At 64.8% G+C, this 10,559-nt stretch carries 14 protein-coding genes; 9 read left to right on the forward strand and 5 right to left on the reverse strand.

The genetic code is table 11. The annotated features are described in order from the left end of the window. Positions 1–136 precede the first annotated feature (136 nt). Positions 137–1,399, reverse strand: coding sequence for a dihydroorotase (locus tag ACMQ11_RS06310; RefSeq protein WP_418991929.1), 1,263 nt, complete (start codon positions 1,397–1,399; stop codon positions 137–139). A 327-nt stretch (positions 1,400–1,726) separates the two neighbouring features. Between ACMQ11_RS06310 and ACMQ11_RS06315 the strand changes: the two genes are divergently transcribed. The 3 genes from ACMQ11_RS06315 to ACMQ11_RS06325 all read left to right on the forward strand — a co-directional run bounded on the left by ACMQ11_RS06315 (position 1,727) and on the right by ACMQ11_RS06325 (position 4,923). Beyond that, the gene (locus tag ACMQ11_RS06315) at positions 1,727–2,908 is read left to right on the forward strand and encodes a metallophosphoesterase family protein (protein WP_418991916.1); all 1,182 of its coding nucleotides are present in this window, start codon (positions 1,727–1,729) and stop codon (positions 2,906–2,908) included. Positions 2,909–3,089: 181 nt separating this feature from the next. Beyond that, positions 3,090–3,893: a zinc transporter ZupT gene (gene zupT, locus ACMQ11_RS06320; RefSeq protein ID WP_418991917.1), complete on the forward strand. Its 804-nt coding sequence runs from the start codon at positions 3,090–3,092 to the stop codon at positions 3,891–3,893. 82 nt (positions 3,894–3,975) lie between these two features. Further along, positions 3,976–4,923 carry a calcium/sodium antiporter gene (locus ACMQ11_RS06325; protein ID WP_418991918.1) on the forward strand — a complete coding sequence of 316 codons (948 nt, stop codon included), beginning with the start codon at positions 3,976–3,978 and terminating at the stop codon, positions 4,921–4,923. Here ACMQ11_RS06325 and mutY read toward each other — a convergent pair. Beyond that, positions 4,899–5,945, reverse strand: a complete 1,047-nt coding sequence (gene mutY, locus ACMQ11_RS06330) for an A/G-specific adenine glycosylase (protein ID WP_418991919.1) — start codon at positions 5,943–5,945, stop codon at positions 4,899–4,901. The genes ACMQ11_RS06325 and mutY overlap by 25 nt on opposite strands. A gap of 80 nt (positions 5,946–6,025) precedes the next feature. On the opposite strand from mutY, the gene ACMQ11_RS06335 reads away from it, so the two are divergent. Beyond that, complete coding sequence (locus ACMQ11_RS06335; RefSeq protein WP_418991920.1) at positions 6,026–6,316, forward strand: GNAT family N-acetyltransferase; 291 nt, start codon at positions 6,026–6,028, stop codon at positions 6,314–6,316. 126 nt (positions 6,317–6,442) lie between these two features. On the opposite strand, the gene ACMQ11_RS06340 is transcribed toward ACMQ11_RS06335, so the two are convergent. Both ACMQ11_RS06340 and ACMQ11_RS06345 read right to left on the reverse strand, forming a co-directional pair. Continuing rightward, positions 6,443–6,865, reverse strand: coding sequence for a hypothetical protein (locus ACMQ11_RS06340; RefSeq protein WP_418991921.1), 423 nt, complete (start codon positions 6,863–6,865; stop codon positions 6,443–6,445). Next, positions 6,862–7,572, reverse strand: a complete 711-nt coding sequence (locus tag ACMQ11_RS06345; protein ID WP_418991922.1) for a sialate O-acetylesterase — start codon at positions 7,570–7,572, stop codon at positions 6,862–6,864. Before ACMQ11_RS06345 ends, ACMQ11_RS06340 begins: the two co-directional genes overlap by 4 nt. A gap of 436 nt (positions 7,573–8,008) precedes the next feature. On the opposite strand from ACMQ11_RS06345, the gene ACMQ11_RS06350 reads away from it, so the two are divergent. The 5 genes from ACMQ11_RS06350 to ACMQ11_RS06370 are packed head-to-tail and all read left to right on the forward strand — an operon-like array spanning position 8,009 to position 10,169. Further along, complete coding sequence (locus ACMQ11_RS06350; RefSeq protein WP_418991923.1) at positions 8,009–8,239, forward strand: hypothetical protein; 231 nt, start codon at positions 8,009–8,011, stop codon at positions 8,237–8,239. A gap of 11 nt (positions 8,240–8,250) precedes the next feature. Then, positions 8,251–8,640: a DUF2141 domain-containing protein gene (locus ACMQ11_RS06355; protein ID WP_418991924.1), complete on the forward strand. Its 390-nt coding sequence runs from the start codon at positions 8,251–8,253 to the stop codon at positions 8,638–8,640. A 25-nt stretch (positions 8,641–8,665) separates the two neighbouring features. After that, on the forward strand, positions 8,666–9,259 hold the full coding sequence (locus ACMQ11_RS06360; RefSeq protein ID WP_418991925.1) for a hypothetical protein: 594 nt from the start codon (positions 8,666–8,668) through the stop codon (positions 9,257–9,259). A gap of 5 nt (positions 9,260–9,264) precedes the next feature. Further along, on the forward strand, positions 9,265–9,900 hold the full coding sequence (locus ACMQ11_RS06365; protein WP_418991926.1) for a hypothetical protein: 636 nt from the start codon (positions 9,265–9,267) through the stop codon (positions 9,898–9,900). Continuing rightward, the gene (locus tag ACMQ11_RS06370; protein WP_418991927.1) at positions 9,885–10,169 is read left to right on the forward strand and encodes a winged helix-turn-helix domain-containing protein; all 285 of its coding nucleotides are present in this window, start codon (positions 9,885–9,887) and stop codon (positions 10,167–10,169) included. Before ACMQ11_RS06365 ends, ACMQ11_RS06370 begins: the two co-directional genes overlap by 16 nt. Before the next feature lie 4 nt (positions 10,170–10,173). Here ACMQ11_RS06370 and ACMQ11_RS06375 read toward each other — a convergent pair. Then, on the reverse strand, positions 10,174–10,559 hold a 386-nt coding region (locus ACMQ11_RS06375), incomplete at its 5' end, for a lysine exporter LysO family protein (protein WP_418991928.1).

The raw sequence follows: 10,559 nt of genomic DNA on the forward strand, positions 1-10,559 counted from the left end.
GTCTCTGCACTCGCTCGCTGCGTCGGTTCACCTTTAACCCGCCTTTCGGCGGCTTGACTTTGCTCACGCTCGGCAAAACCCGCAAGCGGTCTTTGCCCTCGCTCAATCGCAAAGTTCACTTTTCACCTTTCACCTTTCACCTTTCACCTTGATAAACCTCCTCGCCGCCGACCACCGTCAGCACGGCACGGCCCTCGACCGGCCATCCGGCAAAAGGCGTGGCGCGGCCTTTCGAAAGGAACGTCCCGGGGTCGATCTCGTAGCGGGCCCCGAGGTCGAGGACCGTAAAATCGGCCGCTCCGCCCTCCTCCAGACCGCCCTCCAGCGAGAACAAGCGCCGCGGGTTGAGCGACATCAGTTCGACGAGCCGCTCCAGCCCGATCACCCCTTTCCGAACCAGATAGGTATAGAGCAACGGAAAGGCGCATTCCAGCCCCACGATTCCCATGGCACTGCCCGCCAGTCCGCGCGACTTTTCGACCGCAGTATGGGGCGCATGGTCCGTGGCGACGACCTCGATCGTGCCGTCCGCGATCCCCTCCAACAGCGCCTCACGGTCGGCGCGGCTGCGGATGGGCGGGTTCATCTTCCAACGCCCCTCCTCCTGCAACTGCTCGTCGCACAGCAGCAGGTAGTGCGGCGCCGTCTCGCAGCTTACCCTCAGCCCGCGCGCCTTGGCCCGGCGCACCAGCTCGACGCTTTCGCGCGTCGAAACATGGCAGACGTGGTACTGACAACCCGTCTTTTCGGCCAGCTCGATGTCGCGCTCCACCTGCCGCCATTCGCTCTCCGAAGAGATGCCCTTGTGGCCGTGCTCGCGGCAGTAGGCGCCGTCGTGGATATAGCCGCCCCGCAAAAGCTCGTCCACCTCGCAGTGGGCCACGATCGGCCGGCTGACGGCCGCGGCGCGGCGCATGGCCTCCTCCATCAACGCTGCGGACTGCACGCCGCGGCCGTCGTCCGAGAAGCCCGCGACCTCGGGGGCCAGGGCCTCGAAATCGGCCAGCGAGCCGCAGCCGCGCTGCCCGCGGGTGATGCAGCCGTAGGGAACGACCCGCACCCGGGCATCGCGGCGGATCAGGTCGGTCTGGACCCGCAGCGTCTCCAGGCTGTCGGGCGCCGGTGAGAGGTTGGGCATGGCGCAGACCGTGGTATATCCCCCGCGCGCCGCCGCAGCCGTCCCCGTGGCGATGGTCTCTTTCTCGGAAAATCCGGGTTCACGCAGGTGAACATGCACGTCCACCAACCCCGGCACCAGGTGCAGCCCCTTCAGGTCCACCACCCGGTCTGTCTCCGCTGGCGCCTCCGCCCGGACCACGCGGCCCCGTTCGACGGCGAGCGTTCCCCGTTCGAACCGCCCGTCGCGGTAAATCTGCGCATTCGTATAAAAGGTCTTCATCTTGCGGTGGCGGAGCATAAAAAAATAGGGTAACCGAAACAGTTACCCTAATGAAACAAAAATGCCGAAACCCGTCGCGGAATCGAAACCCGACCAATCATCCTGCTGCCGGAAAACGTGTGCAGACGGTATGTGGGGTTTACAATTCATCGATCTCGGAATCGCTATAATTGTGTGCAAAGATAACGCATTTCGCGTGGTTGTGCAAAACTTTCGGGCAATTTTTTCAACAAACGATCGACATTGCCCGCTCCCGCGCCGTACCCGCATTGCGCAAACCGAATAAAAAACCTACCTTTGAAACCCGATAACCCAACCGATCATCCGATGAAACGCATTCCACTGCTTCTCTGCGCCCTCCTCGCGGCGGGCGCCGCCCTCGGCCAGACCGCCCGCACCGTACTGGGCCCCTACCTGCAGGAGGTTACCTCCGACGGGTTCACCGTCGTGTGGACCACCGACCGCGACGCCGTCGCCTGGGTCGAGGTCGCGCCCGACGACAGCACCCATTTCTACGCCGCCCCGCGCCCGCGCCATTACGATTCGCACCTGGGCCGCCACCGCATTTCGCGCCTCCACCGCGTGCGCGTCGAGGGCTTGCGTCCGGGCCAGCGCTGCCGCTACCGCATCGTCCAGCAGGCGGCGCTCGACGACCGGGGAAAAACCCGTTTGGGCGAGGTCTCGGGGATGGACGTCTATCGCCGGAATCCCTACCCGGCGGCCACGCTCGACCCCTCCCGCCCGCAAACCGATTTCTGGGTGGTGAACGACATCCACGGCCGCGACTCCCTCCTGCGCCTGCTGCTGGGCGATGCGGCCCGCGAGCGGCCCGATTTCATCTGTCTGAACGGCGACATGACCTCCTCGATGGAGTCCGAGGAGCAACTCGCCCGAGGTTACCTCACGACCCTCTCGCGGCTGCTCTCCCCCGCGGGCATTCCCCTCTTCTTCGTGCGCGGCAACCACGAGGCGCGCGGCTCGTTCGCCGACCGTTTCTGCGACTACTTTCCCTCGCCCACCGGCCTGCCCTACTACACGTTCCGCCAGGGTCCGGTCTTCTTCGTGGTGCTCGACGGCGGCGAGGACAAACCCGACGAGGACCTGGCCTACGGGGGTCTGGCCGCCTACGACGCCTACCGACAGCAGCAGGCCGAGTGGCTGCGCGGGGTGATCCGCAGCGATGCATTCCGCACGGCGCCCTACCGCATCGTGCTGATGCACATGCTCCCGGCCGACGGCCGGAGCTGGCACGGCGAGCAGCAGATCGGCCGCCTCTTCGTCCCGCTTTTGAACGGCGCGAACATCGACCTGATGCTCTCGGGCCACTACCACCGCTACGGACTTTATGAACCGGGCACCCGCGGCACCGACTTTCCCGTCCTGGTCAACTCCAACAGCGACAGGCTTTGCGTTTCGGCCGCAGCTGACGGCATCCGGGTCCGCGTCATCGACCCTGCGGGCAAGGCCCTCCACGAGCACCTCTTCGCCCCTCGGAAAGCCGCCCGATAGGCTCCGCCTATGCCGCTATCGGAAAAACAGGGACCTTTCCTACCCGGATTTTGCAACCGATTCACTATCTTTGCCCGCGGTTACCTGCGCTCCGCCCGACGGTTCGTCGCTCGCCTTGCACTATCTTTGCTACGCAAACCATCCGGGCCGCAAGCGCTCCCCCGATAAACGGAAAATAACAATGGAATCGAACTTTCTCATCCCGCTGCTGCTGACCCTCGGCGCCGGCCTGGCCACCGGCATCGGGAGCGCCATCGCCTTTTTCGCCCGGCGCACCAACAAGCGGCTGCTCTCGTTCTCGCTCGGACTGTCGGGCGGGGTGATGGTCTACGTCTCGTTCGTCGAACTGTTCCGCCAGGCCGACCTGGCGCTCACGGCCGAGTGGGGCCCGCGCCTGGGGACGCTCATCACCGTGGGCAGCTTCTTCGCGGGCATCCTGCTGATCGGCATCATCGACCGCCTGGTCCCCTCGTTCGAAAACCCCCACGAGGCCCACATGGTCGAGGAGATGGACACTCCCCAGCCGCACAACCCGCGCCTGATGCGCATGGGCGTCATGACGGCCCTCGCCATCGGCATCCACAACTTTCCCGAGGGCATCGCCACGTTCACCTCCGCCGTGGACAACCCGGCCATCGGCATCGCCATCGCGGTGGCTATCGCCATCCACAACATCCCGGAGGGCATCGCCGTCTCGATCCCGATCTACTACGCCACGGGCAACCGCGGCAAGGCGTTCCGGCTCTCGCTCCTCTCGGGCCTGGCCGAGCCGGTCGGTGCACTGCTGGCGTGGCTGGTGCTCATGCCTTTCATGTCGCACACGCTCATGGGCTGCATCCTGGCGGGCGTGGCGGGCATCATGGTCTTCATCTCCATCGACGAGCTGCTGCCCGCCGCCCGCGAATACGGCGAGCCCCACACCTCGATCTACGGCGTGGTCACCGGCATGGCCGTCATGGCCGTCAGCCTGATCCTGCTGGCATGACCGCCTGCGGCGGCTTGACTTTACTCAGCCTCTGCTCTCGCTTACCCGCAAAGTTCACCTTTCACCTTTCACCTTTCACCTTTTGGAAATCCTGCTTCTCATCCTCGGCCTCGGGCTGATCCTCGCCGGCGCCAATTTCCTCACGGACGGTTCGGCCGCCCTGGCGCAGCGCTTCCGCGTTCCGGAATTCATCATCGGCCTGACGGTGGTGGCCGTCGGCACCTCGACGCCCGAACTGGTGGTCTCGGTGCTCTCGGCCATCGCCCGCAACAGCGACGTGGCCATGGGCAACGTCGTCGGCTCCAACCTCTTCAACGTCTTCGTCATCCTGGGCATCTGCGCCCTCATCCGGCCGCTGGCGCTCACGCAGAGCAACATCCGGCGCGACATCCCGTTCGGGCTGGGCGCCTCGCTGCTGCTGCTCCTCTTCACCTCCGACCGGCTGCTGCACCTGGGTTCGGACCGCATCGGCCGCGCGGACGGCATCGTGATGCTCGTGCTCTATATCGGCCTGATGTGGTACACGATCCGCGCCACGGGGCGGGCCGAAGCCGCGGCGGACGCGAACGCCAAACCCCGCAAGGCCCTTTGGCTTGTAATCCTGATGATCGCCGGCGGACTGGCCGGGCTGGTCTACGGCGGCGAAATGTTCCTCCACAACGCCACGCAGATCGCCCGCAAGCTGGGCATCAGCGAGTCGGTGATCGCCATCACGCTCGTCGCGGGCGGCACGTCGCTTCCCGAGCTGGCCTCTTCGATTGTTTCGATCGCCAAGGGGAAAGCCGAAATGGCGCTGGGCAACGTTCTCGGTTCGAACATCGCCAACATTCTCCTGATTCTGGGCCTGAGCGCCACGATCCATCCCCTGACGATGGGCGGCATCACCCACCTCGACATCGGGATGGTCGTGCTCAGTTCGCTGCTGCTCTTCCTGACGGCTTTCACTTTCCGGCGCAAGAAAGTGGACCGCTGGGAGGGTGCGATCTTCCTGGCGATCTACGTCGCCTACATCTGGTATCTGATTAAATAACGGTCGATCAGCCGCGGCACGGCGTATTCGCCCACGGAAGCCGTATCGACGGCCAGCGCCTCGGCCGCGGGCGACAGTTGCGGGGTTTCGATGCGGTGGAACACCGCGTGGATGGTCTGGTGCGAGAGTTGGTGGCGGAGCATCGCAACGCTGCGGACAAGCCGCGCACCGTCGCCGCACAACTCCCGAAACAGCGGTGTGTGCGCACACACCGCATAATCCGCGGCCCGGTCGGTCTCAATCAAGGGAAATTCGTAGAGCCCCTGCCAAATATCCCGCTCCTCGCGGCGGCGCAGCAACGTCTTCCCGCCGCACGTAACGTGGAGATAGTTGAACCAGCGGTCGCGCACCCGGGTCCGACCCTGCTTTACGGGACGCTCGCCCACGGTCCCGGCCGCCCGCGCCAGGCATTGTCCGCCGAAAGGACACCCCTCGCAGTCGGGCTGCGCGGGGGTGCATTGCAGGGCCCCGAAATCCATGATTGCCTGGTTGTAAAGGCCCGGACGCTTCTCGTCCAGCTGCAACCGGGCCAGCTCCGCAAAGGCGCGCTTCCCCTCGGTCGTGTCGATGGGCACGGCGAGGTCGAAGAGCCGCGCCAGCACGCGGTAGACGTTCCCGTCCACCACGGCGCACGGCAGATCGAACGCCGCCGAACAGATCGCCGCCGCGGTGTATTCGCCCACGCCCCGAAGCGTGCGCACCTCCTCCGCTGTCCGGGGAAAGGCCCCGCCGAACGCTTCGACCACCTGCCGCGCCGCAGCGTGCAGGTTGCGCGCCCGGCTGTAATAGCCCAGCCCCTGCCACAGCTTGAGCACCTCGTCCTCCCCGGCCGCAGCCAGCGACCGTACGTCGGGAAAGCGCTCCGTAAAACGGAAATAGTAGGCCATTCCCTGCGCCACGCGCGTCTGCTGGAGGATGACCTCCGAGAGCCAGATGCGGTAGGGGTCGCGGGTGCGGCGCCAGGGCAGGTCGCGCCCGCGGCGCGCATACCAGTCGAGCAAAAGCGGTGCGATGCGTTCCATTTCGGGTGTAAAAGTAGTGTTTTTTCCCGTTTCGGAACTATATTTGGAGCGCCTGACGGCACAAATCAAGTTGAAAAAGCATGAAAGGAAGACACACGGTGGTGGACAACCACATCGAAGAGCGCTACGAAATGGAGGTCGGCGGCGACAAGGTCTATATCGACTACATCAAGGAGCCGCGCCGCATCCGCCTCACGCACACCTGCGTTCCCGCGCACCTCGCCGGTCGGGGCGTCGGTTCAGAGCTGGTTGCCGGGGCGCTGGAAGATGCCCGCGAAAAGGGGTTGCAGGTCGTCCCCGAGTGCAGTTTCGTCGCCCATTACATCGCCCGCCACCCCGAGTGGGCCCAGATCGTCTGCCGCGAGGCCTGAGCAGGCGGCATCCCGCCGCATCCGGACATTGGATCGTCTGCCGCGCGAAGCCGGGGCAGGCATTCCGACCGTGCGCAACCACTCGCCCCTGCCATCCGGCCGAACCCGTGGTGAACCTCCGCCCTTTTACCGGAAATCGTCCGTGCGGAACGGCACCACGGGCATGTCGCGCGCGTTGGCCAGATTCCCCCGCTGGAAAGAGCGGAAGCAGTAGCGCACGGCCATGGGCCGCCTCACGTCGGGGGCACCGACCACCACGTGCAGCCCCTCGATCCGGGCCCTTGCCGGCCGGAACACGCGGTCCGCGCCGCACACCTCGAAGCCCTCGATACCGGTCAGGCGGTCGAAGCCCTGCTCCGTGTGCGTAAAGGTAAGCCGGATTTCATTCCCCGCGACCTCCATCGACTCGTACTTCGGATAGTCCGACGCCACGCCGTCCATCCCGTATGTCTTGGCGAGCGCATGGTAACCGAGGCGGCGTCCCACGTCGCGCTTGTTGCGGGGATGGATATTGCACCGCTCGTACTCCTCGACCAGATCGTTGGTCACGACGACCGCACAGCCGGGTATCCGCGCGGCGGCCCGCCACTGCGCTTCGCGCAGGAGGGGCGCCTGGTCGTGTCCGTAGTCGAAGGCGCGATTTCCGCCAGGTAGAACGGCAGATCGCCCTGCCCCCACGCCCAGCGCCATAACGCGACCAGATCGGCCAGCCGTCCGCCATAGTCCGCATGGCGCATCACGTTGGACTCCCCCTGATACCACAGAAATCCGCGGATCGTGTACCCCGCCAGCGGATGCACCATCGCGTTGTACATCGTCATGGGCCGCTGCGAATCGGGCAGCGCTTCGAGCGCCGATGGCGAAAGGTCTACATCCGCACAGGTTTCGAGCGTCGTGCGGTCGAGCCAGCTCTCGATGGGGCTGCTGCTCCATGAGCAGTCGATCACGCCCACCGGGACGCCGAGCGCATCGCTCACCAGCTCGGCAAAGAAGAACGCGACCGCGCTGCACCGCACCGCCGTCTCGGGCGTGAATTCGCACCAGCGTCCCGCCGCGTACTCCTGCGGCTCGTAAGCGCCCGCGTGCGCGATCTTCGCATAGCGGATTCTCGGACGCAGCCTCCCGGCCCGGGCGATCGCCTCGTTGGCCCCCTCCACCGGGCAGTGGACGAACCCGCCGAGCGGCATCTCCATGTTGCTCTGCCCGCCGGCGAACCACACCTCGCCGATCAGAACGTTTTCCAGGGTCCGTGTCATCGAGCCGCATCGGAAACGGATGCTCTCGGCCCCGAACCCACCCTCAGGCGTCTGAAGTCGCGCCGTCCAGCGCCCTGCGCTGTCGCTCCGCACCTCGCATTCCGCGCCCCACGAAGCGCTTATCTTCACCTCCGCTCCCGGATCGGCCCGGCCCCACAGCCGGACTTGGGCGTACTGTTGCAGAATCATATGGTCGCCGAGAATCTCGGGCAGCACCAGTTGGGCCCGGGCGACCTGCACCGCGAGCACGACAAGGAGAAAGAGCAGTTTCTTCATTTCAGAAAAGCGGGTTATGTGCGAACAAAGTTACGATTTTTTCCTCCTCTTTATATTATAGGTATCGAAAAAATCCGAAAAAATTCCGGCCTGAAATTTGGTTTATTTCATAAACTACTTTATATTTGCAATAGATTTACAAACCGAAAAAACCGCAACCATGCAAATCCAGCCCGACAACACCCGCAAGCGCCGCTTTTTCGGCCGCTGGTTCGCCCGCCGCGCGACCGCCTGTGTGGTCGTCTGCCCGTTCTTGGCCCTGCTCGACGCCTGCACCTCGCCCCGCTACCGGTGGGTCGCCTGGGTCGCCGCCGGCTGGGGGGGGCTCCAACTCACGCTATCGCTCGTCCGGTACCTCACCGGCTGCGACGACGAACGCAACTACCTCTAAAAACAACGCATATGAAAACATCGATCCTTTGCGCAGCCCTTGTACTGGCTGCGACGGCGGCAACCGCCAAAACGCTCGAAATCACCGTCGAAAACGTCCGCAACGACCGCGGTAACATCCTCGTGATGGCCAACATCCCCGGACAGGAAAAGCCCGTGTTCGGCATGGCCCCGGCCAAGGAGGGCACGGTCACCGTCCGGCTCGATGGCATCGATGGCGACGAGGCCCGGGTCTCGCTTTTCCACGACGAGGACGGCGACTACAAGATGAAGATGGGCGAACAGGGCCCCGAGGAGGGTTACGCGGCCAGCAACTGCCAACTGCCCGCCCCCGAAAACCGCACGACGGCCGAACTGCACTACCCCGCAGCCGACCGCAAAACCGATCCGAAAAATTCGTAACTTTACCCCGAAAAACCGATTCGTTATGGAAGACAGACAACTCGATCCCGCACAAAGCCTGGCCCTTATCGGCAGCATGATCGAAAACACGCGCAGCCGGCTCACCCGCAACGCCGGCCACCCCTTTCTGGCCTGGGGTTACGCCACCATCGCCACCACGCTCCTGGTCTGGGCCGCCGTGGTCGGGACCGAAAATCCGCGGTGGAACCTGCTCTGGATGGTGCTGCCCCTCCTGGGCTGGCTCCTCACGCGCCTCCTGCGCGGCCGGCGGCCGACGCAGGGCGTGCACACGTTCGTCGACCGCGTTCTGGCAAACGTCTGGCTGGTCATGGGGCTTTCGGCCTGGTTCGTCAGCCTGGTGACGCTCTTCACCCCGGTGCGGATTCCGATCCTCTTCCTCATCCTCCTGATGATGGGCATGGGGACCGCCCTCACGGGCCTTGTCATCCGCTTCGCGCCCGCCGTCGCCGGGGGTGCGGCCGCCATCCTCCTCGCCCCCGTGAGCCTCGCGGTCCCCAACCCCTGGGCCCCCGCGGTCTTCGTGGCCGGTTTTCTGGTCATGATGGTCATCCCGGGCCATATTCTCAACTACCGCTCGAACCGTCCCAGAAAAGAGTAACCCCTATGGAACAGAAGCAATTTACCGAAACCGAGGCGCTCGATCTGATCGCCTGCGTCTTCGACCGCAACCTGCGGCGCATGCATTTCGTCCGGGGCGAACTGTTCGTCTTCTGGGGTCTGCTGCTGAGCCTGACGGCGCTGGCCGAATACGGTCTTTACCGCTGGACGGGCGACGCGAGGGTATTGTGGAGCTGGTTCGTGCCGCTTGCCGGGGGTTACATCTGGTCGGCGTACAACCGGCGCCGCCGGGCCCTGGTCCGCACGGGTTTCGACAACCTGCTGATCCTCGTCTGGACCTTTCCGGCCATGCTCTCGGCCGCCTCGATCGTCTATGCCGTCACGGTTCCCGGCAACACGATGAACCCCGTAGGCACGACGCAACTGCTGCTGAGCGTGGCGCTGCTCACGACCGCCGAATTCTTCCGCGGCAAAGGCAGCAACCACTCGGGCCCGTTCGTGGCTCTGCAAATGCTGGCCATTCTGGGAATCGTGCTGGCTTTCAACCTCACCTTCCGCATGCCGTTCGACGCCGCCTCGGGACGGTGGATGCTCCACCTCGGCGCATACGGCATCCTGCTGGTGGCGCTTCCCGGTCTGATCCTGCGACACATCGCCCGCCGCCCATGTTCAAGGAGCTGAATCCCCTGCTGCACTCCGAGCTGCGCCTGGCCGTGGTCTCGATCCTCGTCGGGGTCGAGAGCGCCGATTTCGTCTACCTCCGTCAGCAGACCGGGGCTACGGCCGGCAACCTCTCGGTGCAGCTGGACAAACTCGCCAAGGCGGGCTATGTTTCGATTGAAAAGACGTTCCGCGGCAAAATGCCGTGCACCGTCTGCCGCCTCACGGACGCGGGGAGAGACGCATTCGCGGAGTATGTCGCGGCACTCGAAACCTACATAAAACGCTAATAATCTAAATTGTACAGAAAAGCGTAACCAGAAACGGCACGCTGAAATCCAGCACGCAGCCGTGGAAGATGGCGACCACGGCGTAGGGCCGTCCGGCGGCCCGGGTGATGATGGGGAGCGTGGTGTCGAACGTCGTGGCGCCGCCGATCGACACCGCGGCCAGCGGGCCGAACCAGCCGGCCACGAAAGGGGCGAAAAGCAGCGTGTAAATTTCGCGCAGGACGTTGCACAGCAAGGCCACCGTGGCCAGTTCGGCACCCCGCAGATCGGCGATGAAGACGCTCGAGAGCGAATAGTAGCCGAAACCCGCGCCCACAGCCAGCGAATCGCCGACGCCGACCCCGGCGACCAGCGGCGCGGCGAGGGCGGCGCCCGCGAGCGTCCCGGCGG

The organism is Alistipes sp. (assembly GCF_048465575.1).
Classification (GTDB): domain Bacteria; phylum Bacteroidota; class Bacteroidia; order Bacteroidales; family Rikenellaceae; genus Alistipes.